Consider the following 26,766-nt stretch of genomic DNA (forward strand, 5'->3'; position numbering starts at 1 on the left):
GTGTTATTTGCAGAGACGCTGGACCAGACGCTCCATGAATTTGTGACCCGCATTGAACTGCGAAACTTCTATGAATTCATTAGGTTGATGCGCTTGGGCTATATCACCGGGGCCGCAAATTACCGCCGAGTACCCGGCCTCTTGGAATTGTCCCGCCTCTGTGCCGTAGCTGACGACATGAGTCGCATTGTCGCCAGTCAGAGAGCGTACAAGTATCTCAGCCTCACCTTCGGTTTCAGGCACCAATGCAGGCACAGCGAAATGATCGGACACGTCTATGCGTGCTTCGGGATGAACGGCCTGAATCTGCACCTCGGCCTGCCGAACCTGATCAAGATAGGCGTTGCGCCATTGTGCAGCTTGTTCGCCGGGTACAACCCGGAAATCCATCATGAACCGGCAATCCTTGGCGGTGATGTTATGCGCTGTGCCACCCTCGATCATGCCGACATGACATGTCGTCCACGGCGGGTCGAATACGGCGGCAATGTCTGATGGTTCCGCCGCCATATTTTCAGCGTTGCGCTGATTGGCCCAATCGATCAGCGGTGCGGCCGCCATGATCGCATTAACACCGGTATGCATGATCGAGCTGTGAACTTCGAACCCCACCACATGTGTGTCGTAGCCGAACCCGCCTTTGTGTCCGGTAACGGCCTGCATCGTTGACGGCTCGCCCACGATCACTGCCGAGCCCTTGGGTAAGACCTTCTGCATAGCTTGAATCATCGGCGGCGCACCTGTGCATCCCACCTCTTCATCAAAGCTCAGCGCCAGTTGCAGGGGGCGTTTCACATCAGCGTAATGCGCCTCAACCAGAGCCCAAATCGCCAGTGCGTCAAAGCCCTTCATATCGCAGGTGCCACGCCCGTAATACTTTCCGTCTTTCTCGGTTACAACAAAAGGATCTGTATCCCAGGGTTGGCCATCGACCGGCACAACATCCGTGTGCCCCGACAGCACGATAGCACCCTCTTCCCAAGGGCCGACATGCGCGAAAATTGCCGCCTTGTGCGGCTGGTCCGGATCCGGCCAGCGATGGGAGTCGATTCCATGGCTTTGCAGATACCCCTCGACCCAATCCACCAGCGGAAGGTTTGTGTCGCGGCTGACCGTTGGGAACGAAATCAGCCGGGCCATGATTTCAAGCGGCGTCAGGCGTTCGGCCATGGGAATTAATATCCGCTGTCAGTCGTCAACACGAAGTGACCGGGCTCGACCTCATTGTACTCCGATGGCTCCGGCTCGTAACCGATTGGATGAATCGGGGACGGAATAGGCTTGAAGTTCAGATCTTTTTCAGACTTGCGCTTGTTCGGGTCCGCAATCGGAACCGCTTTCATCAAGGCTTGCGTGTATGCATGCTGCGGGTTTTCGAATACGCGGGCACGCGGACCCAGTTCGACAATACGCCCCAGATACATCACACCGACATGGTGGCTGACCCGCTCGACTACTGCCATATCGTGGCTGATGAACAGATAGCTGAGGCTAAGTTCGGATTGCAGCTCCATCATCAGATTCAGCACCTGTGCCTGAACCGAGACGTCCAGCGCCGATACAGCCTCATCCGCGATGATCAGCTTGGGGTTCAGCGCCAGTGCGCGGGCGATCGCGATCCGTTGCCGCTGACCACCGGACATCTCATGCGGGAAACGGCGCATGAAGCTGCGCGGCAGCTGCACCTTGTCGAAAAGTTGCGCCACGCGATCCTGCAATTCAGATCCGGAGGCAACGCTATAGTTGCGCATTGGCTCGGCCACCTGATCGACCAACTGCATCTGCGGATTGAGCGAGGCGAACGGATCCTGAAAGATCATCTGCATGTCCAGCCGCGCCTTGCGCAGACCAGCCGGATCCAGCTTCATGATGTCGACACCGTCTAGATCGACCTCTCCCGCCATCGGTTCGACCAGCCGCAGGATCGAGCGCCCTGCCGAAGACTTGCCGCACCCAGATTCGCCCACGAGGCTGAGGGTCTGCCCCCGGTTCAGCGTGAACGAGACATCTTCGACCGCATGCACGTTCGAGATAGTCCGGCGCAGCAATCCGCCTTTCACCGCAAAGCGCGTGGTCAGGTTCTTGACCGTCAGCAGAACCTCGTTGGTGCCCGGGATCGGCGCGATGGTCTGGCCTTCCTCACCCAGCAGTTTCATTGGCTCAGGTGCGGCTTTGCCTTGCATCTCACCCAGTTTCGGAACCGCTGCCAACAGTGCCTTGGTGTAGTCGTGCTGCGGGTTCTCGAAGATTTCTTTGACCGTACCCTCTTCGACTTTGTTACCCCTGAACATGACCACAACACGATCCGCCATCTGTGCAACCACAGCCATATCGTGGGTGATGAACATGACCGCTGTGCCGGTTTCACGCTTGAGGCGATCCATCAACGCCAGGATCTCGGCCTGAATGGTCACGTCCAGTGCTGTTGTGGGCTCGTCCGCGATCAGCAGGCGCGGCTCACATGCCATCGCCATGGCGATTACCACGCGTTGGCGCATACCGCCGGACAGTTCATGCGGATATTGTTTCAGGCGCCGTTCGGGTTCGGGGATTCTCACCTGCCGCAGCAGCTCCAGCGCGCGGTCCTCGGCCTGCGCTTTGTTCATGTCCTTGTGGATTCGTAATCCTTCAGTCAATTGCCGTCCAACGGTGAACACTGGGTTCAAGGCCGTCATCGGCTCCTGAAAGATCATTCCGATCTCGTTTCCGCGAATCTGTTTCATCAGATCCTGATCGGCACCGGCCAAATTCATCTCTTCGCCATCTCGGCGGTCGAACAGCAACTGCCCGCCCGCAATTTCGCCTCCGCCGAACTCGACCAGGCGCATCAACGACAAGGATGAGACCGACTTGCCCGACCCCGATTCGCCTACGATACAGACGGTTTCGCCCGGATTGACCTCGAACGAGACATCCTCGACCCCGACCACCGGGCCATCTTTTGTTTGGAATTCGACCCGTAGTTTTTTGATCTGGGCAATTGGCTGATCCAGCACGCGCGCTCTCCCCTTGGCGGCTATTCGGACTGAGTGCCAAACGCTAAGGCCGAGGGATGTGAAAAGTCAAACCGATTGGTCAAAATTCGCACGGCAAGGCTTGCAATTTTCCAAAACTCTGTTTCGATACGCCGCGTAACCGTTCTGGGGAGAGGACGGAAAACACGTGGGCGAAACTATCGTTTTCGTTTGTTTCCATACTCTTACCCCTTTTGACGGCAACGCCAAATCCGCGGGCATCGCGGAGATAATCGAGACACGTACGTGTCCAACATGGAGTGTATGATGAAAATCAAAACCCTTTTGCTTGGTGCGATTGCAAGCACGGCAATGGCCCCAATGGCCATGGCCGAGCGCGGATCGGACGGCAATGTCAGCATTATTTACTGGCAGGCCCCATCAATTCTGAACCCGTTCCTTTCGGGTGGCACCAAGGATGTGGAATCAGCCTCGTTGGTGATTGAGCCCCTGGCCCGGTACAACCAAGACGGCGAAATGGTTCCGTTCCTGGCATCCGAGATCCCAACGGTTGCAAATGGTGGTGTCAGCGAAGACCTGACCTCAATCACCTGGAAAATCGCGCCGGGAATCACATGGTCAGACGGCACACCGTTCACCTCAGCTGACGTTGTGTTTACCGCAAATTATTGCATGGACCCAGAAGGCGGTTGTGCGCAGGTGACCAAATTTGAAGGCGTCACCAATGTTGAGGCTGTCGATGATCTGACTGTCAAAGTCACATTCGATGCGCCGACTCCGTTCCCCTATGGCCCGTTCGTGGGTGGCGAAAGCCCGATCATCCAGGCGGCCCAGTTCGCGGATTGCATGGGGGCCAAAGCACCCGAATGCACCGAGCAGAACTTTAACCCGATCGGCACCGGCCCATTTGTTGTCACCGAATTCAAGCCCAATGACGTGATCACCTTCAAGGCTAACGACAACTATCGCGACCCGGCGAAACCAGCCTTTGCAACCGTGACCTTCAAAGGCGGCGGCGACGCGACAGCAGCTGGCCGTGCGGTGATGGAAACCGGCGAGTTTGACTATGCTTGGAACCTGCAGCTGGCACCTGAAGTCATCGCGCAGATGCAGGAAGGCGGCAAAGGTACTCCGGTTGCAGGCTTTGGTCCGTTGGTTGAACGCATCATGCTGAACCAGACCAACCCGTCGCCAGATCTGCCGGAAGGCGAGCGTTCAACTGCAACGCATCCGCATCCGTTCCTGCAGGATCCGGCTGTATATAAGGCGATGTCGCTGGCCATCGACCGGCCACTGCTGGTTGAAATCGGATACGGTCAGGCCGGTAAGGTCACCTGTAACTGGGTTCCCGCACCTGCAGCGGTGAATTCCGACACCTTCAGCTGCGACACGCAGGACATAGAAGGCGCGAAAAAGCTGCTTGATGATGCGGGCATCGTCGATTCCGATGGCGACGGCGTTCGTGAAAAAGACGGTGTGCCACTGAAAGTGGTCTATCAGACCTCGACCAACGCCGTCCGTCAGGACTTCCAAGCGCTGATCAAGGAGTGGTGGAGCCAGATCGGCATCGAAACCGAGCTGCGCAATATCAACGCATCTGTCTTCTTCGGCGGAGATCCGGGCTCGCCCGATACCTTCCAGAAGTTCTACGCAGACGTTGAGATGTATGCGAACACCTTCAATGGCACCGATCCGCAGTCCTATCTGGGCAACGGCCTGTGCGATAAGGCACCCAAGCCGGAAAGCCAGTGGCAGGGCGAAAACATCAGCCGTTTCTGCAACGCGGACTATGACAAGCTGCACGCACAGCTGGCCGAAACCGCTGGTGCGGATGAGCGCGCGCAGATCGCGCGTCAGTTGAATGACATCATGGTCGAAAACGGCGGTATGATCCCGCTGGTTCACCGCGGTCGTCTGTCAGCGCACGCAAACACTCTGGGTGGTGTTGTCCTGAATGTTTGGGACAGCGAGCTGTGGAACATTGCGGACTGGTACCGCAAGACAGGTTCCTAAGCGTTAGCCTTGCAAAACCGCGCCCCGATCACTTTCGGGGCGCGGTCAGTTGCAGACCACTCCAACAAGAAGACGCATATAAAGGCGCCTCTTAATGCTTAACTTTACCATTCGACGACTGGTGCTGGCGGTTCCGACGCTTCTGTTCATCAGCCTCGTCATCTTCCTGCTCCTCGAACTCGCACCTGGCGACCCGATGGCGCAGGTCCCGCTCACCGTCCCCCCCGAAGTCAAAGAGAAGATGCGCGAGGCACTTGGCCTCGGTCAGCCGATGCATATCCGGTTCTGGAAATGGATCGTGCAATTCTTCTGGATTGAACCGCAGGTGCTAATCGATGCGATGTTTGGCACGACCTTTTCCGAAGGTGATCTGCGTGTGATTTCGTGGCAGACTCGTTCACCCGTCATGGACATCGTCGTTCAGCGTATCCCGCAGACCCTGTGGGTTGTTGGCACCGCCTATGTGGTCGCCATTCTGATCGCCCTGCCCATCGGCATCTATTCCGCGTACCGTCAGTATTCCTGGTTCGACCAGATGGGCACATTCGTGTCGATGGTCGGTTTCTCGGTTCCGCCCTTCTTCTCGGGCGTGCTGGTAATCGTGATCTTCTCGGTTCAGCTCGGCTGGTTTCCGTCGATTTACGATACCACCCTGGTGGTGAACAGTTGGGACAGTTTCATGTTGCAGCTGAAACAGATGATCATGCCGGTCATGGTTTTGGCGTTGCAGATCACTGCGCAGTTGAGCCGCTTCATGCGCGCTTCGATGCTGGACAATCTCAATCAGGATTACGTCCGTACCGCGCGTGCCAAGGGCCTCAGCGAGTACACCGTGGTCATGGTCCATGTCCTGCGCAACTCAATGATCCCCGTGGTCACCGTGATTGCACTGGGTATCCCGGCCATCTTCGGCGGCGCCATCATCACCGAGCAGGTGTTCAAGGTGAACGGTATCGGCCAATTACTGATCGGGGCCATCCAGGCCAATGATCTGCCGATGGTGCAGACGCTAACCTTCATCTTTGCGGTGCTGATCGTGCTGTTCAACCTGATCGCCGATGTGCTCTACGGCATTCTGGACCCGAGGATTCGCTATGACTGATCATGATCGTACCGATACGCTGGTCCCGGACGAAGGACTTGCGCCCGCCTCGACCGCTCTGCCAACCACTGACGTTATGGAAGAGCTGACTACGCCACCCCGCAGCCAGTGGCGCGATGTCTGGGACCAGTTCAAAACCCACAAAGGCGCGATGATTGGAGCGATTCTGTTCATCTTCATCGTAGCCGGTGTTTATTTGGGTCCCTACTTGTGGAGCATTGATCCCACTCAGATCGACATCCGTTCGCGCAATCAAGGTCCCAGTTGGGCGCATCCCTTTGGGACCGACCAGTTGGGTCGCGATATTCTGGCGCGGATGATGTCGGGTGGGCAGACCTCGGTTTCAGTGGGCATCACTGCGATGCTGCTGGCTCTGTTCCTTGGGTCATTGATCGGAGTAGTCGCCGGGTTCTTCAAACGCCTTGATGGGCCGCTGATGCGCCTGACCGATTTGTTCCTGGCCCTGCCTCTGTTGCCCTTGTTGTTGGTGATGATGCTGCTGTTTCGCGAGCCTTTGTCCGCTGCATTCGGGCTGGAACGCGGGATTTTCATACTGATCGTCTGCGCCATCGGGATCACCTCTTGGATGCCCACCGCCCGGATCGTGCGCGGCGATGTGTTGGCAATCAAGGAACGTGAGTTCGTTCTTGCTGCACGGTCCATCGGCACCAGCAACACGCAGATCATTACGCGGCATATCCTGCCGAACGTGTTGTCTCCAATCATGGTGTCTGCAACCTTGGGTATCGCGACGGCGATCATCACAGAAAGCGCTCTATCCTTCCTCGGCCTCGGCTTCCCGCCGGACTTCCCGACATGGGGCCGCCTGCTGTTCGACGGCGTCGACTATTTGCAGCAATACCCTGAGCGAGTGTTCTGGCCCGGACTTGCAATATCGCTGACCGTGTTGAGCGTGAACTATCTGGGCGACGGACTACGCGACGCGCTCGATCCGCGTATTCGCGGACGCTAAGCAACTTCAGTCGGCGCGCTTCAGCGCGCCGGCTAGCACAATGATCAGGACGGCCAGCGGCAAAAGAACCGCAAACGCCAATCTCAAGGTCATCAATTCCGCCAAGAACCCGATCAGGGGCGGCCCGATCAACAACCCTCCGTACCCCAAAGTCGCGACACTAGCGATCGCCTGACCCGGTGGGACACGCGGATCATTTGCGGCACGACTAAACGCCAAAGGCATGATCACAGCATAGCCGAGCCCCATCAGGGCAAACCCTGCCAGAGCGAGCCCTGCCTCACTGGCTGATACCACGGTATACACACCCAGTGCAGCGCAGATGCCGCCAAAACGTGCCGTCGCCACGGGTCCAAATCGGGAAATTACAAAACCGCCTGCCAATCTAAACAGCACCATTGTTACCGAGAATATAGCATAGCCTAGCGCTGCAATGCTCTCAGCGGCACCTGTCACGTCACGCAGGAAGATCGCACTCCAATCTGCCACCGCGCCCTCACCCAAAGCTCCACAGAGTGCCGTAAATCCAACCAGCACCAAAGCACCGGAAGGCAATGCAAAAACCGATCCTTTCTTGGCTTCCGACCGACGAGACGTCCATTGCACCCAGGACAGAGCCAATGCCAGCCCCACAACGATGCCCCCTGCCAGCAGGAAATGCTGAACCACGCTCAGCCCCATTTGAACCGCAGCATAGCCGCTGAGAGCCCCTAGCCCTGCGCCGAGGCTCCACATTGCATGGAACGATGACATGACTGGTTTGTCATAGGTCTGCTCAACTTCGGCGGCCCAAGCGTTCATGGCTACGTCCATCGAACCGTGAAATGCACCAAATACGAACAGGAACGCGGTCAGCGCCCAGAACCCATTCGCAAACGCCAGCAGGATCAGCGAGGCAGTATAAAGAACCGCGATGATCCGGGTGATCGCCACAGCCCCAAACCGATCCGTCAGTTTCCCGGTGATAGGAAAAGAACAAACCGCACCTGCTGCCATAAACAGTAGGCCATACCCTAGTGCCTCGTGGCTTAGTTCCAGCCGGTCGCGTACCGCTGGAATGCGCGAGGCCCAAATGCCAAACAAAGCACCATTTAGGATGAACATGGCGGCGACTGCGCGCCATGCTGCCAATATACCGATCACGGATTACCCTCGAGAATATTGCCAAATTATGACGGTTCTACAGGTCCTTCGGCATTTGGCAAATACCGTCTATTCCAACCGCTTGCGAATTTGACGTATGGCAAGCCAAACTCCCAGTACAACCGGGACTGTCACCGCTGCTGTCAGCATCCCCTTGCTGATCCCGATCTTCGTCAGTGGATACAGAAAGTAGCTAACAAGCGAGACCGCATAATAGCTGATCGCAACCACTGAAAGCCCTTCGACGGTGTGCTGCAACCGCAACGCCAGATCGGCGCGTCGGTCCATGCTTTCCAGCAAAGCCTGGTTCTGCGCACTACGCTCAACATCCACCCGGGTACGCAACAGCTCACCCGCCCGAATGGCGCGGTCGGATAAGGCTTGCAGGCGACGTTCGGTGGATTTCACTGTTCGGATCGCAGGGTCATACCTGCGCATCATGAAGTCAGCAAAGTTCTGACGACCCTGAAACCGTTCCTCGCGCAGAACCGTTATCCTCTGGTTGACGATCGCCTCATAGGCTCCGGTCGCCCCAAAACGGAACGAAGTGCGCGCGGATATTGTTTCCAACTCGGTCGAAGTCGACAACAATTGCAGCAACAGATCGTCAGGGGCTGCGGATTCATCGGTCATCTGGACCATCAGATCGGACAGTTTCTTATCAAGTTCACCGATGCGTGGCATCAGGTCTTTGACGCGGGCGAAGCCGAGCATGGACATCGCTTTATAGGTTTCGATTTCGCAAAGACGCTGGAGAATTCGACCGGTTCTTCGTTGACCGGCAAAATTCGAAACAAACAGCGCAAACCGCATGTGACCGGTCGGGTCGATACGAAAATCGCTGGCGCAAATCGCCGAGTCATCCAGAACGCTAGCCACAGCCAGGCTTTCAGGCTCGAACCAGTCCGACAGCGCTTGCGTGACCAGGGCATCCTCTGACCGCTCGACCACACGCATCATGATCGATGTGATCCGCCGTCCCGGGCTAGCCATCAACCAATCGGGCGGGAACACTTCGAAATCCGCGGGATTAAAAGCCCGATCACTGACATTCTGCGCAATGGCCGTGTATGTCACAAACTCGGTATGCTGTTCCCATTTCAGCCAATGGCGCCCGATTTGACCAGCATAATGCGTCGCGCCTGGCTGCGGGTGCTGCGCACCGTGGCGATTCAGCAAGTCGATCAGATGCGCCATATCCAGATTGCGATCCCGGGCCGCTGCGGCATCCGTTTTCTTGATCGCCAGAAATACCACGGTGCAGGGTGCTGAAGCCACCGGAAAGGGTCGCGCATGCAGTTCATTGGCCAGCGCATAGCGCAGCGGATGGTCATCTATCGGAGTCATGGATCATTCCCCAAGGCTTCCGGCACTATACGCAGCTCACGGAATACATCAATTATCTTTTTATTTCATATAGTTAAGAGGATACAATGGTATACAACCCGCTATGTCATTGATTTGGCTGCCAGAGCTCGATGGGGTTCCCCTCGGGATCGTGAATACGTGCAAAATTGCCGACCTCGCTATCCCAATCAGGATGCGTTTCAACTGTAATTCCGGCAGTCTCTAGCTGTGCAATCATGGCATCCAAATCATCGACACGAAAATTGATCATCCATTGCTGATCAGCCCTGCCGAAATAATCGGTATCCTGCGCAAACGGCGCAAACACGGTATAGCCTTCACGCTGTTTCCAGGGGACGGGGTCGTAGTGATTAACTCCCAGATGCTCCTCATACCACGCACTCAGAGCCTCCGGATCTTTAGCGCGAAAAAACACGCCACCTATGCCATTCACTTTCTGCATCTGAATCCTCCCAACAATCGCCCAACGTCACCGTAATACCATATCCGCTTGCTTCATCTGGCCCCAAATACTCCGGGGGGTCCAAGGGGGCAAAGCCCCCTCAATCAAAAAAGAAAAGGGCGCCCCAAGGCGCCCTTTGCAATTTGGTCATGTCCCGTGATCAATCGATCATTGGCAACAGCTTGTCCAAGGACGCCTTTGCATCGCCATAGAACATGCGGGTGTTTTCCTTGAAGAACAGCGGGTTTTCGATTCCAGAATACCCGGTACCCTGACCGCGTTTCGACACGAACACCTGCTTCGCTTTCCAGCATTCCAGAACCGGCATCCCGGCGATCGGGCTGTTGGGGTCCTCCTGCGCCGCAGGGTTCACAATGTCGTTCGAGCCGATTACGATGGCGACATCCGTGTCAGGGAAGTCATCATTGATTTCGTCCATTTCCAGAACGATATCATACGGCACCTTTGCCTCGGCCAGCAGAACGTTCATATGGCCGGGCAGACGACCCGCAACTGGGTGGATCGCGAAGCGCACGTTCTTGCCTTTGGCACGCAGCTTACGGACCAGTTCACTGACCGATTGCTGCGCCTGTGCCACGGCCATGCCGTAACCGGGGATGATGACGATGCTATCGGCGTCGTTCAGTGCCGCAGCCACGCCGTCAGCTTCAATCGCGACCTGCTCGCCTTCAACAGCCATCTGTTCACCCTGCGGGCCGCCAAAGCCGCCCAAGATCACGCTCACAAAGTGACGGTTCATCGCCTTGCACATGATGTAAGACAGGATCGCGCCAGACGAGCCCACCAGCGCACCAACCACAATCAGCAGGTCGTTGCCCAGCGAGAAACCAATGGCCGCCGCTGCCCAGCCCGAATACGAGTTCAGCATCGACACAACCACCGGCATGTCGGCACCACCGATGCCCATGATCAGGTGATAGCCGATAAACAGCGCCGCCAGCGTCATCAGGAACAACGGGAAGAAGCCACCGGTCGAGGTGTACCACACCAGGCAGATCAGCGAGAGACCCGCAGCTGCCGCGTTCAGCGCGTGGCCGCCGGGTAGCTTGGTCGCCGCCGAGGTCACCTTCCCGGCCAGCTTGCCATAGGCCACGACCGAACCAGTAAAGGTGATCGCGCCGATGAAGATTCCGAGGAACAGTTCAACATGCAGGATCGCCAACTCGGCCGATGTTTTCTTAGCAATCAGCTTGCCAAAGGCGCCCAGATTGGACAGGTCCGCTTCTTTCGCGCTGTCAGCAATAGCCATGGCTTGCGCCACGTTGCCAATCTCAAAATGCGCATTGAAACCCACGAACACAGCCGCCAGACCGACCAGCGAGTGCATCGCGGCCACAAGCTGCGGCATCTCGGTCATCTGGACGCGCTGCGCCACGTACTGACCGATCAGACCGCCGCCGACGATCAGGAGCAGCGACAGCAACCACAGGCCGGAACCCGGGCCAACCAGCGTGGCAAAGACCGCCAGCGCCATACCGACGATGCCGTACCAAACCGCGCGCTTAGCGCTTTCTTGGTTCGACAGACCGCCGAGCGAAAGGATGAACAGAACAGCCGCAACAACGTAGGCGGCAGTAGTGAAGCCAAATTCCATTTGCCCGGCCTCCTTAAGATTTCTGGAACATGGCGAGCATGCGCCGGGTTACGAGGAAGCCGCCGAAGATGTTGATCCCGGCCATGAAGACAGCCAGCGCCGCAAGCAGAATGACCAGGAATGACCCCGATCCGATCTGCATCAAGGCCCCGACGATGATGATCGACGAGATCGCGTTAGTGATCGCCATCAGCGGAGTGTGTAAGCTGTGTGAGACGTTCCAGATCACTTGGAAGCCCACGAAGATCGCCAACACAAAGACGATAAAATGCTGCATAAAGCTGGCCGGAGCAACCAGCCCGACCAGCAGCATCAGCGCACCACCGACACCCAGCAAGGTAAACTGCTGCTTGGTTTGCGCCTTGAAGGCCGCGATCTCCTGCAACTTTTTCTCTTCAGGGGTCAGTTCTTTGACCTCGGGCTTTTTCTGCGCCGCAATTGCCTGCACCTTGGGCGGTGGCGGCGGGAAGGTGATCTCACCCTCGTGGGTCACGGTCGCGCCGCGGATCACGTCATCTTCCATGTCGTGATTGACTTTGCCGTCCTTCTCGGGCGTCAGGTCGGTCATCATGTGTCGGATGTTGGTCGCATACAGCGACGAAGACTGCGCTGCCATCCGGCTGGGGAAGTCAGTATAGCCGATGATGGTCACGCCGTTGTCGGTCACGATCTTCTCATCCGGCACGGTGAGCTTACAGTTGCCGCCCTTTTCTGCAGCCAAATCAACGATGACCGAACCCGGCTTCATCGCCTCGACCATGTCCTTGGTCCAAAGCTCGGGTGCTTCGCGGTTTGGGATCAGCGCAGTGGTTATGACGATATCCATTTCCGGAGCAAGCTCGCGGAACTTGGCCAGTTGTGCCTCGCGGAATTCTTCAGACTGGACCGAGGCGTAACCACCGGTCGCCGCTCCGTCTTGCTGTTCCTCCTCGAAGTCCAGATAGACGAACTCGGCCCCCATGGATTCGACCTGCTCGGCCACTTCGGGGCGCACGTCAAAGGCATAGGTGATCGCACCTAGCGAAGTCGACGTCCCGATCGCCGCCAGCCCGGCCACTCCGGCGCCCACGATCAGTACCTTGGCAGGTGGAACTTTACCGGCCGCCGTCACCTGACCGGTAAAGAATCGGCCAAAGTTGTTGCCCGCTTCGATTACCGCTCGGTAACCGGCAATATTGGCCATCGAAGACAGCGCGTCCATCTTCTGCGCGCGCGAAATACGCGGCACCATCTCCATCGCGATTACAGTCGCGCCCTTGGACTTGGCGGCCTCCATTCCCTCTTCGTTCCCGGCAGGGTTGAAGAAAGAAATCAGGGTCTTGTCCTTGTTCAGCCGCTTTAGCTCGGTGGCATCAGGCTGACGAACCTTGGCAATGATATCTGCCGCCTTCCAAAGCGAGGCTGCGGTCTTTATGACCTCGACGCCAGCAGCTTCATAAGCGGCATCCGAAAACCCCGCAGCCGCGCCCGCGCCTTTTTCGATCAGGCATTCAAAACCCAGTTTCTGCAACTGCACGGCCGAGTCCGGAGTCATCGCGACCCGGTTCTCGCCCTTATACGTTTCCTTTGGCGTCCCAATTTTCACCAGTCGGTTCCCCCTAATTTTAGATTCAGGCCAGGTGGGTGTTCAGCATAGAATGACAAGCCGACATGTATCCTGCGCAAGATTATTTCGCAAGCGCAGCAATTGAGACGCTGTGTCATGATGACCACACCCTTAAATCCATCGCCGTGTTTTGCGTTCGTATCGTGCGAAATCTGCTCGGAATGTGCGGCGCAACCGGTCTTCCTCGGGAATGATAAAACGGCGCTCCAAAAGCCAGACAAAGATCGGAAGCAACACCAACGACAACACCGCGTCGAAGCGCAAGATCAATCCCGCCAATATCAGCACATCGCCCAAATAAATCGGGTTGCGGCTGCGTTTGTAGATACCTGATTGAACCATCGCCGACGGCGTTTCATGCGGAAGAACAGAGGTGCGGTGACGACGGAATTCGACCACAGCCATGATCGCAAGAATAATACCGCCGCCGATAAGAATGCCGCTGAGCAAATCCGTCACCGCCCCGTCCAGAGACAGCCCCATCGGCAGCACGCGCGCTTGCACCCAAGCCAACGCGGCGAAGCCCACAAGCCAAACAGGTGGAAGATCGATCCGGCGCATGGCCTTCCCCAAAGCGGTGACACACACCCACGCATGTCGTTTCTGGGCGCTGTGTTATCGCTTTCTGACTTTGAAGGCAAAAGCAAAGGTTGTCGCATCCTGAAAAGTTAGCGCACGTTCAAGCCAGCAAGGCACGAGATGCCAAGAATGGACAGGTTGGTTCAGATCAGATAGGCCAAAGTCAATCATCCGAACCAAAGCAGTAGAAAAGAAAATCCATGACCGATTTCGCCACAACCAAATCCATGTTCCATCTACCCGAAGGCGTGTTGTATCTGGACGGCAACTCTCTGGGTCCTTTGCCGAAATCAGCGGCGAAGCGCGTCGAGAGCATGTTGAAGGATGAGTGGGGGCAGATGCTTATCACCGGTTGGAACAAGGCCGGGTGGATGGGTATGCCGACCGGACTGGGCGACAGGATCGGACGGCTGATCGGGGCTGAGCCTGGCAGCGTTGTGGTGGGTGACACTCTGTCGATCAAGGTATATCAGGCAGTTGCCTCAGCGCTGGAACTGAACCCGACTCGCAGGGTCGTCCTGTCTGACAACGGCAATTTCCCGTCTGACCTATACATGGCCGACGGTCTGTTGCGGTCACTGGGGCCCGACTATGAATTGCGCGTGGTCGACCCTCAGGATGTTGCCGAGCACATCACCGAAGAGGTCGCGGTTCTGATGCTGACCGAAGTCGACTATCGCTCGGGTCGTATGCATGACATGAAAGCACTGACCGAACTCGCCCATGCCAATGGCGTCGTGACGGTCTGGGATCTGGCACACTCTGCGGGGGCCGTCCCGGTTGATCTGTCCGGCTGCAATGCGGATTTCGCTGTTGGCTGCACGTACAAATATCTCAACGGTGGCCCGGGTGCGCCCGCCTTTATCTATGTGGCCCCACGCTTGTCTGGAAAAGTGCGCCCGGCGCTTTCAGGCTGGCTGGGACACGAGGCACCCTTTGCTTTCGATCTCGACTATCGTCCCGGTGCCGGGATCGAGCGGATGCGGGTTGGCACCCCACCGGTCATCCAGATGGCCGCCTTGTCGGCGGCGATGGATATCTGGGATATGGCCGAAATGGCCGATGTGCGTGCCAAATCCATCGAATTGACCGAGTTGTTCATCGCTCGCGTCGAAGCCACCTGCCCCGACCTATCCCTGGCGAGCCCCCGTGATCCTGCCCAGCGCGGCAGTCAGGTCTCGTTTCATTTTGATGAAGGTTACGCTGCCATGCAGGCCTTGATCGCGCGTGGCGTGATCGGTGATTTCCGAGCGCCCGATATCATGCGTTTCGGCTTCACGCCGTTGTATATCGATGAAGGTGATGTGGAACAGGCCGCCCAAATTCTTGCCGACATCATCACCAACAAATTGTGGGACAAGCCGGAATACAAAATCCGTCAGCGCGTTACCTGATCTCCAGTGCCGCGCCCAACAGCGTGGCCAATTGCGAAATGCCCTGCTCGAATTCTTCAGCGCTGGAGGCCGTCATTTTGATGCCCTTCAGCGATGTTGTTATCGTTTTTGCGGCCTCATCCGGGCCAACCGGCAAATGCGCACGACCAGCAGAATCTTCACGACGCAACCAATCCGCGTAAAGACGCGTTAGTTTGGCCTCACCCTCCTGAACGATGTCGGTCGACATGGACTTTGTTGCATCGAGCATTTCAAGCCCATGGGGCGATGCCAAAATCTCGGCCATCCCTTGGGATTGTGCTTGGACAGCGCCTGCAAGAATTTCCGGCAATGAGCCTTCACCGGCCAATGCCTCCGCCACCAGTATGACTTTTTCGTCGTAGTAATACTGAGTCAGCTCGCGGACGATGGCCTCTTTATTTTTGTAATGCAGATATACTGCGGGCCGCGACATCCCTGCCCCTTTGGCGATGTCATCCATGGACGTCTTGCGAAACCCATAAGCTGCGAAGGCTCGAAAAGCCGAACTCAGAATGGCCGCAGTCTTGGATTCTTCACTTGCACTCGTCATGAGAGAACCTCTGACATTTCTTGTATATTTTGTCAATTGACAAGCTGACATTTTCCATTAAATATGTCAGGAACCAGCCAAAGCTAAGAGAGGTGCGCCATGGCGACGGCCCTAAAGATCAACGGAAAGACCCATCAGGTTGATCTGCCTGATGATGTGCCCTTGCTGTGGGTGCTGCGAGATGAGGTTGGACTGACCGGCACTAAGTTCGGTTGCGGCGTGGCCGCCTGCGGTGCCTGCACAGTTCATATTGATGGTGAGGCCGTGCGGTCCTGCCAGGTGTCACTTTCGGATGTTTGGGGAGATGTCACCACGGTCGAAGGGCTTGGTACGCCTGACGCCATGGCAACGATCCAGAAGGCCTGGGCTGATCACCAAGTGGCCCAATGCGGCTATTGCCAGTCGGGCCAGGTCATGCAGGCCGCAGCCCTTCTGGCCGAAAACCCGGCCCCATCGGACGCTGAAATCGACGACGCCATGCAGGGCAACCTATGCCGCTGCGGCACCTATCCTCGCATCCGCGCCGCCATCAACGACGCCGCATCCAAACTGAAGGAGGCCTGATTCATGGCAAGCATCGGAAAAATCCTGCGCCGCACCTTCCTGATCGGATCAGCCGCCATTGTCGGTGGCGTGGCCTTTGGCGCCTATTATGTCACTCGTCCTGCCGCGAATCCGCTGAAGCCGCGTGAAGGTGAAACCGCGCTCAGCCCCTTTGTTCTGATCGACCAGCAGGGCGTGACCCTGTTCGCGCCGCGTGCTGAGATGGGTCAGGGCGTGATGACCACCTGGGCGGCGCTGATCGCCGAAGAATTGGATGTCGAACTGGACGATATCCGCGTGCTGCACGGTCCTGCTGCTGCGGCCTATTACAACCACGCCCTCATGGGGGAAAGCCTGCCAAACAAAGGCTATGACGTCTCGGATTTCCAGCACAATTTGGGTGAGGCACTGGGCGTTTTGGGCCGAACACTCAGCCTGCAGGTCACCGGTGGGTCGACATCGATGAAAGACGGATTCGAACGGATGCGGATGGCTGGAGCCACCGCGCGCGAGACGTTGAAACAGGCCGCTGCGGACCAGTTGGGCGTTGATCGCGACCAACTCAAGACCGAAAATGGCGCTGTGATCGCACCGGACGGCACGCGCATTCCCTACACCGAACTAGCCGAGGCCGCAGGCCAGATCGAGCCGCCCGAGGTCACCCTGCGCGATCCGTCAGAGTGGCGTTTGATCGGCAAATCCCTCCCGCGCGTTGATATTCCGGGAAAGTCTACTGGCACCGCAACCTTTGGTATCGACGTACGGCCTGAGGGGTTGAAATTCGCCTCGGTCCGCATGAACCCCAAGCTGGGCGGCACGATGAACGGCTTCGACGCCAGCGCGGCCGAAACCATGCCCGGGGTCGAAAAAATCGTTGATCTGGGCACGGGCGTTGCTGTGATAGCCAACAACACATGGCTTGCGATGCAGGCGGTCGAGGCGATCGACGTAGATTGGGGCGACGCCCCCTATCCTCCCGAAACCGATGCATTGTTTGAACAGATCGCCAAAGCGTTTGATGACGCTTCGAACTCGACCATGCGTGATGATGGAGATGTAGATGTTCTGCCCGAAGGGGCCACCGAAATCACGGCGGACTACACTGTTCCTTATCTGGCCCACGCCACGATGGAACCAATGAACGCCACCGCGCTCTATACCGGCAGCAAGCTGGACCTGTGGTGCGGCAATCAGGCCCCGACGCTGATCCAGATGCGGGTGGCCAACACCGCCGGGCTTGAGACCGAGGCAGTTGAGATTCACACCACTTATCTGGGTGGAGGCTTCGGCCGCCGGGGCGAGCTGGATTTCGGCGAGATCGCAACCAAAGTCGCCATGGCGATGCCCGGCACCCCGGTTCAGACCACCTGGAGCCGTGAAGAGGATATGCGCCACGATTACTACCGTCCAGGTGCCATGGCCCGAATGCGTGGTGCGGTGAAGGACGGCAAAGCCGTTCTGATCGACGGCAAGGTCGCCTCCCAATCCCCAACCCAGCAAGCCGTGAAGCGATATACCGGCTTTTCCGGCGGGGGACCCGACAAAGTCCTTGTCGAAGGTTTCTTCAACCAACCTTACGCCGTTCCGAATTATCGCATGAGCGGCCACATCGCTGATCTGGCCGTACCGGTTGGGTTCTGGCGATCGGTCGGCAACAGCCACAATGGTTTCTTTCACGAGACCTTTTTGGACGAGATGGCCCATGCCGCCGGGCGTGATCCGCTGGACTTTCGGATTGAACTGACCAAGACCGAATTCGCCCCAGCTGCGGGATGTCTTGAAGCCGTCAAGGAGATGTCAGGTTGGACCGGCAAGACCCCAAATGGTGTCGGACGTGGCGTGGCGATGACTTACAGCTTTGGGACCCCGGTCGCACAGGTGATCGAGGTGGTGGACGAGGATGGTACCATCCGAATCCGCAAAGCCTGGATCGCCTGCGATGTGGGCCTCGCGCTTGATCCGGCAACAGTTGAGGCGCAGATGATTGGCGGCATGATCTATGGCCTTTCGGCTGCGACCTCAGGCGAGATCACCTTCTCGGATGGTGAAGTCGAACAACTGAACTTCCCGGACTATGACGGGCTTCGGATGCACAACACTCCAGTAACAGAAGTCCGGATACTCGAAACCCAGAAACATCTGGGTGGTGTCGGTGAGCCGGGTACTCCGCCCTCGATGCCCGCTTTGGGGAACGCATTGTTTGATCTGACCGGAGAGCGCGCGCGCAGCCTGCCGCTGAACAAACAGTTCAACTTGATGGTCTAAGAACGATTTGGTCCGGCGCCGCGTCGGGCCAATTCACCTTCAGGCCGTGCGCTGGAAACGAGCCGCTTCATTCCCTTCCGCCCAAGCGTGTACAGCGCGTCCGAACGCCTGGAACAGCGGCCGCGAGACCGGGTCATTCGCCGCATCCCACTCTGGATGCCACTGGACCGACAGGGTAAATCCGGGCGCATCCTTGACATAAATCGCCTCGGGTGTTCCATCAGGGGCGTGGCCGTCAATCACCACATTCTCGCCCAATGTTTTGATCCCCTGCCCGTGCAGTGTATTGGTCATCACCTCAGCCGCACCCAACAAGCGGTGGAAAACTCCACCTTCGGTCATCTTCACGACGTGCCGCAAGGCAAACTTTTCCTCCAACGTGCCATCGGGTGGCATTCGGTGGTTCTGGCGCCCAGGAAGATCGCGAATTTCGGGATAAAGCGTGCCACCCAAGGCGACGTTCACTTCCTGAAACCCTCGGCAGATCCCAAAAAACGGCTGCCCCCGCTCGGCACAAGCCCGGACCAGAGGCAGCGTGATCGCATCCCGCGCGCGGTCGAACTCACCATGCGCTTCGGTTGCGGGCTCGCCATATTCCTCAGGATGAACATTGGGGCGCCCGCCTGTCAGCAAAAAACCGTCGCAAACCTCTAGCAATTCGTCGACCGATACATAGCGCGGATCAGCAGGTATCAGCAGAGGCAGACAATCCGATACGTTGGACACCGCATCAGAATTCATCGTCCCGCCCGCATGCGTCGGGTACTGATCATTCATCAAGTAAGAGTTGCCGATAATTCCAACAACGGGGCGCGCCATTCCAAGTCCTTTGTTTCGCAGGTATTCTGCAAAACCTATCGGCAGCCCGAGCCGCGCGCAACGACACAGACCCTGCATGGCAGCGCAAGCGCGTGTTCAGCCGCGCACATCACCTGTAAAATCGAACCGAGGGTTTTAGATCTCGCCCACGAGCCCGGCACCCTCGATGCCAACGAGCGCGGCTTGGGCGTCATTGTCGGACGTATCGCCAGTGACACCCACGGCACCAATCACTGCACCCTTGCGGTCACGCACCAGAACTCCGCCTGGGACTGGTACAACCTGACCGCCGTAAACCCCGTTCACCGCCGCCATGAAATAGGCCTGCCCTTCGGCGCGCTGCATCTGCGCAGTACCCGCCATGCCCAGCATCACCGATCCGTATGCTTTGCCATGCGCAATTGCAAACCGCCCCGGCGCGGCACCGTCTTCGCGTTCAAAAGCGATCACGTGACCGCCCGCATCCAGAACCACAACCGAGAGGGGCTTCAGCTCCATCTCACGCCCTTTTTCCAGCGCTTTTCGAATGATGGTCCGCGCTTTGCGCAATGAAATAACCATGCCCGATCCCTTTCATCTGGCCCAAAATATCCTCGGGGGAGCGCGAGGGGGCAGACGGCCCCCTCGTTCCCGCCCCTACCCTTAGCGCAAGCTTGCCTTCAGTTCTAACCGGCGCGCGTGCAGCACCGGTTCAGTATATCCTGAGGGCTGCACTCGCCCACGGAATACCAGATCACACGCCGCCTGAAAGGCGATCCCGTCAAAACCCGGCGTCATCGGCTTGTAGGACGGATCATCCGCATTCTGCCGATCCACTACAGCAGCCATTTTCTGCAGCGCTGCCATCACCTGCTCCTGACTGATCAGATCATGATGCAACCAGTTCGCCAACGCCTGAGACGAAATCCGGCAGGTCGCGCGGTCTTCCATCAGACCAATGTCGTTGCTATCCGGCACTTTCGAGCAGCCGACGCCTTGATCAACCCAGCGCACAACATAACCCAATATGCCCTGAGCATTGTTCTCGATCTCACGGGTAATCTCCTCAGCGCTGAGATTGCGACCACCCAACAGTGGCACCGTCAACAGATCATCCAGCGTCCCCCGAGCAGCGCCAGCGGCTAACTCGTCCTGACGCGCCAGCACATCGACCTTGTGGTAATGCGTTGCGTGCAAGGTTGCGGCAGTGGGCGAAGGCACCCAGGCGCAGGTTGCGCCCGCTTGAGGGTGACCGATCTTGGCCGCCAGCATATCCTCCATTCGATCCGGCATTGCCCACATGCCTTTTCCGATCTGTGCCTTACCCTTGAGGCCACAGGCCAATCCGATATCGACGTTGCGATCCTCGTAGGACGCAATCCAAGGCGTCTCCTTGATATCGCCCTTGGGCAGCATCGGACCCGCCTCCATCGAGGTGTGAATTTCATCCCCTGTGCGATCAAGAAAGCCGGTATTGATGAATGCCACGCGTGATTTCGCGGCGCGGATGCATTCCTTGAGGTTGGCCGAGGTGCGACGTTCCTCATCCATGATGCCAAGCTTTACGGTATTCCGTGGCAGGCCCAGAATGTCTTCGACCATGTCGAAAATCTCGACCGCGAACGCGACCTCTTCGGGTCCGTGCATCTTGGGTTTGACCACATAGACTGAGCCGGTGACCGAGTTGCCGCCCTCACGCTGCAGATCATGCATGGCGATCATCGTGGTGCAAAGCCCATCCATCAGGCCCTCACCGATCTCATTACCATTAGCATCCAGAACGGCGGGGTTGGTCATGAGATGCCCAACATTTCGCACCAGCATCAGCGAGCGCCCTTTCAACGAGGCCGGCGCGCCATCGGGTGCTGAATAGACTAGATCCCCCGCAAGTTTGCGGGTGAAAGTCGCACCGCCTTTTGTGACCTCCTCGGTCAGGTCGCCAGCCATCAAGCCCAGCCAGTTTCCATAGGCCTGCACCTTGTCGGTTGCATCGACACAGGCAACCGAATCCTCACAATCCATGATCGTCGAAAGCGCGGACTCCAAACGCACATCAGCAATGCCCGCCGGATCGGTTGCTCCGATTGCGCTTAGCGCATCAACCTTGATCTGGATATGCAGTCCGTTGTTGCGGAGCAGGACAAATTCCGGGTTCTCGGCTGCGCCACCATATCCTGCGAACTGAGACGCATCGGCCAGGGTCGGCATCAGCGCCCCGTACTGAACGCTCAGTCCTGACACATCCGACCAGGAACCGACGGCCAACGGCACCGCCTGATCCAAAAAGGCCTTGGCCCAGCTGACGACCCGTGCGCCACGTTCTGCGTCATAGCCTTTGCCAGCAGGCAGATCGCCCAACGCATCTGTACCATAAAGCGCATCATACAGACTGCCCCAACGGGCATTCGCCGCGTTCAGCGCAAAGCGTGCATTGGTGATCGGCACAACCAACTGCGGGCCTGGTGTCAGAGCGATTTCGGGATCGACATTGGCGGTTTCGATTTCGAAATCCTCGCCTTCATCAACCAGATACCCAATCTCACGCAGAAAAGACTGGTACTCGCCAGCATTGATGGGCAGGCCGCGCCGCGCCGCATGCCAACCGTCGATGCGCCCCTGAATGTCAGTACGCTTTTCCAACAGCGCGCGATTCCTCGGTCCCAGCTCATTCACCAAACGCTCCAGACCCGACCAGAACTGATCAGCCGTGACCTTTGTGCCCGGCAGTGCCTTCTGTTCGATGAAGTCCACCAGAACCGGGTCGATCTGCAGTCCGCTGCGGATCTCTCTGCTGCTCATGTTCCGAATCCCCTACGATTGTGTGCCATTGTATGCGCCCATCAATTAGGTGGTTTGTTTCCGATAGGCAACTTGTGCCCATAGGTTCAGTTTTTATGACCAAACACGAAACTGTTTCAAATCTATCTGGACAATTGCCCATTGGTTGCAGCGCCAGCGCGAAGCCCCTAACGTCACGCCAGATTCCCAGATGATGAGGCCCCCGATGCGCGACGCCGCCCCCACCACGATCTATCTGAAAGACTACACCCCGTTTGGTTACCTGGTGGACAGCGTGCATCTGACTTTTGATCTGGCACCCAATGCCACGCGCGTGACCTCTCGGATAAAATTCCGTCCGAATCCCGAAGCTACGGACCGCACATTCTTTCTGCACGGGGAAGAACTGAACCTGATCCGAGCTGCGATTGATGGCGAAGTGATTACGCCCGAGATCACTGCGGAAGGCCTCACCGCCACAGTTCCTGACGCACCTTTCATCTGGGAGGCCGTGGTCGAGATTGATCCCGCTAACAACACCGCGCTTGAAGGTCTCTACATGTCGAATGGCATGTACTGCACCCAATGCGAGGCCGAAGGCTTTCGCAAGATCACCTATTACCCTGACCGCCCGGATGTGATGTCCACCTTTACAGTGCGCATCAACGGAGACCTGCCGGTGCTGCTGTCCAACGGCAACCCCTCGGACAAAGGGGAAGGTTGGGCGGAATGGGTCGATCCGTGGCCCAAACCCGCCTATCTGTTCGCGCTCGTCGCCGGGGAGCTGATTGCCCACCCTGGCCAGTTCACCACCAAATCTGGTCGCGACGTTGAATTGAACCTCTGGGTTCGTCCCGGAGATGAAGGCAAAAGCGCCTTTGGCATGGAAGCGTTGAAGAAATCCATGAAATGGGACGAGGATGTCTATGGCCGCGAATACGATTTGGACGTGTTCAACATCGTGGCGGTCGACGATTTCAACATGGGCGCGATGGAGAATAAGGGGCTGAACATCTTCAACTCCTCCGCCGTTCTGGCAAGCCCAGAAACCTCGACCGATGCGAATTTCGAACGGATCGAGGCGATTATCGCGCATGAGTATTTCCACAACTGGACCGGCAACCGCATCACCTGCCGTGACTGGTTCCAGCTGTGTCTGAAAGAGGGGCTGACAGTGTTCCGCGACGCGCAGTTCACCTCGGACATGCGCTCGGCCCCGGTAAAACGTATTCACGACGCCATCGACCTGCGCGCGCGACAGTTCCCCGAGGACAACGGGCCTTTGTCGCACCCGGTTCGGCCCGAGAGTTTTCAGGAAATCAACAACTTCTACACCTCAACCATATATGAGAAAGGCGCTGAGGTAATCGGTATGCTGAAATGCCTAGTGGGTGACGAGGCCTACTCAGAGGCGCTGGATCTCTATTTCGACCGCCATGATGGACAGGCCTGCACGATCGAGGACTGGCTGCAAGTGTTCGAAGAGACCACTGGTCGGGATCTGAGCCAGTTCAAGCGCTGGTACAATCAATCGGGAACGCCAAGGGTCTCGGTCGCTGAGGATTGGGCCGATGGCACCTACACCCTGACTCTGAGCCAACGCACCGAACCGACGCCGGGACAGGAGGACAAGCAGCCTCAGGTCATTCCTGTCGCCGTGGGTCTGCTCGGCCCGAACGGCGATGAGGTACGCGTAACCAAAGTGTTGGAACTGACCGAAGCCGAACAGACCTTTAAGTTCACCGGTCTCGCCGCGAAACCTGTGCCTTCGATCTTGCGGGGTTTCTCGGCTCCGGTGATCCTGGAACACGATTCAACGAATGCAGAACGCGCATTCCTACTTGCCCATGACATCGACCCGTTCAACCGCTGGCAAGCTGGAAGGTCGCTGGCCGAAGACACCCTTCTGCGCATGATCACCGAGGAAGCAACACCAGAGGCCGACTACCTCGACGGTTTGCTGTCAGTCCTTCGCGATGAAACGCTGGACCCTGCTTACCGGGCGCTCATGTTGGGTCTGCCAACGCAATCAGAACTGGCTGCGGCGCTGCATGACAAGGGTATCACCCCCGATCCAATGGCGATCTGGAGGGCGGCTGAAACCTTGCGTCAAGCCACGGCTCAACACGTACAAGACCTGCTGCCCCGGCTTCACAGTGAAACGCTGGTGGATGCGCCATACCAACCGGACGCTGAACAATCTGGAAAGCGCGCCTTGGGTAGCGCGGCGCTGGCCCTGACCTCGCGCCTGGATGGAGGCATCAAGGCGGCCGAAGAGTATGCACGCGCCAACAACATGACCCAGCAACTCACCTCTTTGTCCTGTCTGCTGCGCGCGGGTAAAGGTGAGGCTGAATTGGCCGCATTCTATGATCAATGGCAACATGATCGGTTGGTGATGGACAAATGGTTCGCCCTGCAGGTTTCGATGGCTGGTCCGGAAACTACGGTCGAAACCGCGAGCAAACTGACTGAGCACCCGGATTTCAATTGGAAAAACCCCAACCGCTTCCGAGCGTTGATGGGATCTCTGGTCGGAAACCATGCGGGGTTCCATCAAACCGATGGCGCAGGTTATGCATTGCTGGCAGACTGGTTGATCCGACTCGACCCGGTGAACCCGCAAACCACCGCCCGGATGTGCAGCGCGTTCCAGACCTGGAAACGCTATGACGCGAACCGTCAGGCCCTGATCCGAAAACAACTGAACCGCATCGCCGAAACTCCAGGCCTGTCTCGCGACTCAACCGAAATGGTCTCGCGCATCCTGGGCGCATGACCGCCTTCACATTCACACGACAGAACCGAAATCCGCGCATGGTTTTGATTCTAATTGGCATCTATGCGGTTCTGACCGGGCTGATCGTCTTGTTCGATGCGGTCTGGTGGCTGATAGGCCTGCTGGCCCTGACCACTCTGCCCGCGCTTCGGGATGTACTCCAAGATACCAGCGCGGGGATGGAACTGTCCGATGGCAACTTACGCTGGCATACAGGTCAGCGTCGGGGCACGCTGGATCTTTCTACAGTGGATCGTTTTCGGTTCGACACGCGATGGGACTTTTCGGTGCGGGTCTCTGTGATACTGAAATCCGAAAAACGACTGCGTCTGCCAGATGAATCACTTCCTCCGCACAAACAGCTTGAAGAGGTTCTGCAACGGGCGGGAATCGCCGTTGAACGCCATCATTTTAGAGTATTTTGAAACGATTCATCGAATCTGAACACGATTGGTGCCTGAAATACCGGTTTGAGGTAGTGTCTCTTTGAATTGAGCACAATTTTTGGCAAACTGAACGCGTTACTAGTTTGTTCAAGTTCGAGTTCTGCCATGTTTTGGTCTATCAAGCCTTTTGCCGCCCGTTTTTTCGGTTCCTCCCCTTCAACGCCCCTGCCTGCGTCAGTCGCTGATGCCACCGCCTGGCTTGTCGCATCGGGCCAATTGAATGTCCCTATCGTCGAAACGGACGAACAGGATGCAAACGGACATCAGGTGATTGAACGCGGTCGCTATCTGGCGCGGCAGGATATGTGGGCCGAACTTTCGCAAGAGATGCGCGCTGCGGATCAGGCACGCAAATCCACGCCCTGCGGACAGCCCATAGCAGACCTGTTGGCCTTTGGCGCCCGTTCAGATGTCGTGCTGGCTGTCGAGCACGCGCTGTCAGATGGCAAGGCGATGTCAGACTACGATCTGCTGGGTGGAATTTTCGAGCTTGAAGGCGAGATCCAAAACCATCCCAACGATCCGATGATCACGCTGGTCGTTGCACTGGCCCATATTGATCTTGCCTGGGCATGGCGCGGCGATGCGCATCCAGAGGCGCTGCCGTCATTGCATCAATCTCGCTGTGCGGCGCATTTCGACCGTGCGGCAGCATTGCTGCCACTTTGCCGTTCTGCAATGCCAGACAGCCCTGCGATTGCCGCAGCCGATTGCGCTTTGCTGGCAGGTCACGTCGATCCGCGCACCCGTGTGGCAGATAAGTATGAACACTTGATCACTCTAGACATTCAGAACCATCGCCATATGCGCGCGATGGGCAGCCACATGCTGCCGCGCTGGTTCGGGAGCTATGAAGAGCTTGAAGTTCAAGCATTGCGCAACGCGGCGCGGACCCAGAAAACATGGGGCGCAGGCGGATACACCTGGGTACAGTTCGACGCCATCGCATTGGATGACGAGGCCTGCGCACGGGTGGATGTGGAGTATTTCCTTGAGGGTCTGCGGGATATCGTAGTGCGTCGCCCGGATCAGCAAACTATCAACTTGCTCGCGGCCTATTGCGCGATCACCCAGCAGAACCGAATGGGGCAAAACCCTCAGGCGGATATCGCCCGCAAACAGATTTGTGAGGCTGCCAATTGGCTGATCCGCGATCACCTGACCGAACTGCACCCTCTGATTTGGGCCCATGCAGCAAACGGGTTCAACAATAGCCTTCGCGTCAACTCATCCGAGCGATTTGCTGCACGCGGTCGCCGCGATGCGCTAAAGGCCATCGCAAACCTGCTGCGCGAGGAACTGCGCAGCGGGCAGAGTGTGACGTTCACTCCGTCCGGGCTGCAATTCTCAGGGAACTAACCCCTTGCTCCTTTGGC

General features: G+C 57.5%; 21 protein-coding genes. 9 read left to right on the top strand and 12 right to left on the bottom strand.

Going from position 1 to position 26,766, the window contains the following annotated elements; genetic code table 11:
* Positions 1-3: 3 nt before the first annotated feature.
* Positions 4-1,170 (bottom strand): acetylornithine deacetylase, encoded by a 1,167-nt coding sequence (gene argE / locus AC2FI7_RS07925; RefSeq protein WP_496815643.1) that lies wholly within the window; start codon positions 1,168-1,170, stop codon positions 4-6.
* Between the two features lie 5 nt (positions 1,171-1,175).
* On the bottom strand, positions 1,176-2,996 hold the full coding sequence (locus AC2FI7_RS07930) for an ABC transporter ATP-binding protein (protein ID WP_496815642.1): 1,821 nt from the start codon (positions 2,994-2,996) through the stop codon (positions 1,176-1,178).
* A gap of 285 nt (positions 2,997-3,281) precedes the next feature.
* Between AC2FI7_RS07930 and AC2FI7_RS07935 the strand changes: the two genes are divergently transcribed.
* The 3 genes from AC2FI7_RS07935 to AC2FI7_RS07945 all read left to right on the top strand — a co-directional run bounded on the left by AC2FI7_RS07935 (position 3,282) and on the right by AC2FI7_RS07945 (position 7,063).
* A complete protein-coding gene (locus AC2FI7_RS07935; protein ID WP_010442802.1) occupies positions 3,282-4,988 on the top strand; it encodes a peptide ABC transporter substrate-binding protein in 1,707 nt (568 codons plus the stop codon).
* A gap of 94 nt (positions 4,989-5,082) precedes the next feature.
* Positions 5,083-6,090 (top strand): ABC transporter permease, encoded by a 1,008-nt coding sequence (locus AC2FI7_RS07940; protein WP_010442803.1) that lies wholly within the window; start codon positions 5,083-5,085, stop codon positions 6,088-6,090.
* The gene (locus AC2FI7_RS07945; protein ID WP_010442804.1) at positions 6,083-7,063 is read left to right on the top strand and encodes an ABC transporter permease; all 981 of its coding nucleotides are present in this window, start codon (positions 6,083-6,085) and stop codon (positions 7,061-7,063) included. The genes AC2FI7_RS07940 and AC2FI7_RS07945 overlap by 8 nt, the downstream gene beginning before the upstream one ends.
* 6 nt (positions 7,064-7,069) lie before the next feature.
* On the opposite strand, the gene AC2FI7_RS07950 is transcribed toward AC2FI7_RS07945, so the two are convergent.
* The 6 genes from AC2FI7_RS07950 to AC2FI7_RS07975 all read right to left on the bottom strand — a co-directional run bounded on the left by AC2FI7_RS07950 (position 7,070) and on the right by AC2FI7_RS07975 (position 13,798).
* Positions 7,070-8,206 carry an MFS transporter gene (locus AC2FI7_RS07950; protein ID WP_010442805.1) on the bottom strand — a complete coding sequence of 379 codons (1,137 nt, stop codon included), beginning with the start codon at positions 8,204-8,206 and terminating at the stop codon, positions 7,070-7,072.
* Between the two features lie 69 nt (positions 8,207-8,275).
* Entirely contained in the window at positions 8,276-9,553 is a 1,278-nt protein-coding gene (locus AC2FI7_RS07955; RefSeq protein WP_010442806.1) for a DUF3422 family protein, read from the bottom strand.
* A gap of 106 nt (positions 9,554-9,659) precedes the next feature.
* Positions 9,660-10,016, bottom strand: coding sequence for a VOC family protein (locus tag AC2FI7_RS07960; protein WP_010442807.1), 357 nt, complete (start codon positions 10,014-10,016; stop codon positions 9,660-9,662).
* A gap of 160 nt (positions 10,017-10,176) precedes the next feature.
* Entirely contained in the window at positions 10,177-11,631 is a 1,455-nt protein-coding gene (locus tag AC2FI7_RS07965; RefSeq protein ID WP_010442808.1) for an NAD(P)(+) transhydrogenase (Re/Si-specific) subunit beta, read from the bottom strand.
* Positions 11,632-11,644: 13 nt separating this feature from the next.
* Complete coding sequence (locus AC2FI7_RS07970; RefSeq protein ID WP_010442809.1) at positions 11,645-13,216, bottom strand: Re/Si-specific NAD(P)(+) transhydrogenase subunit alpha; 1,572 nt, start codon at positions 13,214-13,216, stop codon at positions 11,645-11,647.
* A 132-nt stretch (positions 13,217-13,348) separates the two neighbouring features.
* Positions 13,349-13,798 (bottom strand): methyltransferase family protein, encoded by a 450-nt coding sequence (locus AC2FI7_RS07975; RefSeq protein ID WP_010442810.1) that lies wholly within the window; start codon positions 13,796-13,798, stop codon positions 13,349-13,351.
* A 218-nt stretch (positions 13,799-14,016) separates the two neighbouring features.
* Between AC2FI7_RS07975 and kynU the strand changes: the two genes are divergently transcribed.
* The gene (kynU, locus tag AC2FI7_RS07980; RefSeq protein WP_010442811.1) at positions 14,017-15,210 is read left to right on the top strand and encodes a kynureninase; all 1,194 of its coding nucleotides are present in this window, start codon (positions 14,017-14,019) and stop codon (positions 15,208-15,210) included.
* On the opposite strand, the gene AC2FI7_RS07985 is transcribed toward kynU, so the two are convergent.
* Positions 15,203-15,781 (bottom strand): TetR/AcrR family transcriptional regulator, encoded by a 579-nt coding sequence (locus AC2FI7_RS07985; RefSeq protein ID WP_010442812.1) that lies wholly within the window; start codon positions 15,779-15,781, stop codon positions 15,203-15,205. The genes kynU and AC2FI7_RS07985 overlap by 8 nt on opposite strands.
* 99 nt (positions 15,782-15,880) lie before the next feature.
* On the opposite strand from AC2FI7_RS07985, the gene AC2FI7_RS07990 reads away from it, so the two are divergent.
* Both AC2FI7_RS07990 and AC2FI7_RS07995 read left to right on the top strand, forming a co-directional pair.
* Positions 15,881-16,345, top strand: coding sequence for a (2Fe-2S)-binding protein (locus tag AC2FI7_RS07990; protein WP_010442813.1), 465 nt, complete (start codon positions 15,881-15,883; stop codon positions 16,343-16,345).
* A 3-nt stretch (positions 16,346-16,348) separates the two neighbouring features.
* Complete coding sequence (locus AC2FI7_RS07995) at positions 16,349-18,589, top strand: xanthine dehydrogenase family protein molybdopterin-binding subunit (protein ID WP_010442814.1); 2,241 nt, start codon at positions 16,349-16,351, stop codon at positions 18,587-18,589.
* Between the two features lie 39 nt (positions 18,590-18,628).
* Here AC2FI7_RS07995 and AC2FI7_RS08000 read toward each other — a convergent pair whose 3' ends face one another.
* The 3 genes from AC2FI7_RS08000 to AC2FI7_RS08010 form a co-directional block, all read right to left on the bottom strand.
* Entirely contained in the window at positions 18,629-19,408 is a 780-nt protein-coding gene (locus tag AC2FI7_RS08000) for a gamma-glutamyl-gamma-aminobutyrate hydrolase family protein (RefSeq protein WP_029622151.1), read from the bottom strand.
* Between the two features lie 135 nt (positions 19,409-19,543).
* The gene (locus AC2FI7_RS08005; RefSeq protein ID WP_010442816.1) at positions 19,544-19,969 is read right to left on the bottom strand and encodes a GlcG/HbpS family heme-binding protein; all 426 of its coding nucleotides are present in this window, start codon (positions 19,967-19,969) and stop codon (positions 19,544-19,546) included.
* 81 nt (positions 19,970-20,050) lie between these two features.
* Positions 20,051-22,186, bottom strand: coding sequence for a malate synthase G (locus AC2FI7_RS08010; RefSeq protein WP_010442817.1), 2,136 nt, complete (start codon positions 22,184-22,186; stop codon positions 20,051-20,053).
* A 205-nt stretch (positions 22,187-22,391) separates the two neighbouring features.
* On the opposite strand from AC2FI7_RS08010, the gene pepN reads away from it, so the two are divergent.
* The 3 genes from pepN (at position 22,392) to AC2FI7_RS08025 (ending at position 26,749) form a co-directional block, all read left to right on the top strand.
* A complete protein-coding gene (gene pepN, locus AC2FI7_RS08015) occupies positions 22,392-24,944 on the top strand; it encodes an aminopeptidase N (protein ID WP_496815640.1) in 2,553 nt (850 codons plus the stop codon).
* Between the two features lie 38 nt (positions 24,945-24,982).
* Positions 24,983-25,369 carry a hypothetical protein gene (locus AC2FI7_RS08020; protein WP_238528827.1) on the top strand — a complete coding sequence of 129 codons (387 nt, stop codon included), beginning with the start codon at positions 24,983-24,985 and terminating at the stop codon, positions 25,367-25,369.
* 126 nt (positions 25,370-25,495) lie between these two features.
* Positions 25,496-26,749, top strand: coding sequence for a hypothetical protein (locus AC2FI7_RS08025; protein WP_496815639.1), 1,254 nt, complete (start codon positions 25,496-25,498; stop codon positions 26,747-26,749).
* The last annotated feature ends 17 nt before the right edge of the window (positions 26,750-26,766 follow it).

This window comes from Ruegeria sp. YTSA064 (assembly GCF_059610325.1).

Excerpts from the sequence above, each read along its gene's own strand:
- argE (WP_496815643.1), bottom strand. The coding sequence starts at position 1,170 with ATGGCCGAACGCCTGACGCCGCTTGAAATCATGGCCCGGCTGATTTCG.
- AC2FI7_RS07935 (WP_010442802.1), top strand. The coding sequence starts at position 3,282 with ATGAAAATCAAAACCCTTTTGCTTGGTGCGATTGCAAGCACGGCAATG.
- AC2FI7_RS07940 (WP_010442803.1), top strand. The coding sequence starts at position 5,083 with ATGCTTAACTTTACCATTCGACGACTGGTGCTGGCGGTTCCGACGCTT.
- AC2FI7_RS07945 (WP_010442804.1), top strand. The coding sequence starts at position 6,083 with ATGACTGATCATGATCGTACCGATACGCTGGTCCCGGACGAAGGACTT.
- AC2FI7_RS07955 (WP_010442806.1), bottom strand. The coding sequence starts at position 9,553 with ATGACTCCGATAGATGACCATCCGCTGCGCTATGCGCTGGCCAATGAA.
- AC2FI7_RS07960 (WP_010442807.1), bottom strand. The coding sequence starts at position 10,016 with ATGCAGAAAGTGAATGGCATAGGTGGCGTGTTTTTTCGCGCTAAAGAT.
- AC2FI7_RS07965 (WP_010442808.1), bottom strand. The coding sequence starts at position 11,631 with ATGGAATTTGGCTTCACTACTGCCGCCTACGTTGTTGCGGCTGTTCTG.
- AC2FI7_RS07975 (WP_010442810.1), bottom strand. The coding sequence starts at position 13,798 with ATGCGCCGGATCGATCTTCCACCTGTTTGGCTTGTGGGCTTCGCCGCG.
- kynU (WP_010442811.1), top strand. The coding sequence starts at position 14,017 with ATGACCGATTTCGCCACAACCAAATCCATGTTCCATCTACCCGAAGGC.
- AC2FI7_RS07985 (WP_010442812.1), bottom strand. The coding sequence starts at position 15,781 with ATGACGAGTGCAAGTGAAGAATCCAAGACTGCGGCCATTCTGAGTTCG.
- AC2FI7_RS07990 (WP_010442813.1), top strand. The coding sequence starts at position 15,881 with ATGGCGACGGCCCTAAAGATCAACGGAAAGACCCATCAGGTTGATCTG.
- AC2FI7_RS07995 (WP_010442814.1), top strand. The coding sequence starts at position 16,349 with ATGGCAAGCATCGGAAAAATCCTGCGCCGCACCTTCCTGATCGGATCA.
- AC2FI7_RS08000 (WP_029622151.1), bottom strand. The coding sequence starts at position 19,408 with ATGGCGCGCCCCGTTGTTGGAATTATCGGCAACTCTTACTTGATGAAT.
- AC2FI7_RS08005 (WP_010442816.1), bottom strand. The coding sequence starts at position 19,969 with ATGGTTATTTCATTGCGCAAAGCGCGGACCATCATTCGAAAAGCGCTG.
- AC2FI7_RS08010 (WP_010442817.1), bottom strand. The coding sequence starts at position 22,186 with ATGAGCAGCAGAGAGATCCGCAGCGGACTGCAGATCGACCCGGTTCTG.
- pepN (WP_496815640.1), top strand. The coding sequence starts at position 22,392 with ATGCGCGACGCCGCCCCCACCACGATCTATCTGAAAGACTACACCCCG.
- AC2FI7_RS08020 (WP_238528827.1), top strand. The coding sequence starts at position 24,983 with ATGGTTTTGATTCTAATTGGCATCTATGCGGTTCTGACCGGGCTGATC.
- AC2FI7_RS08025 (WP_496815639.1), top strand. The coding sequence starts at position 25,496 with ATGTTTTGGTCTATCAAGCCTTTTGCCGCCCGTTTTTTCGGTTCCTCC.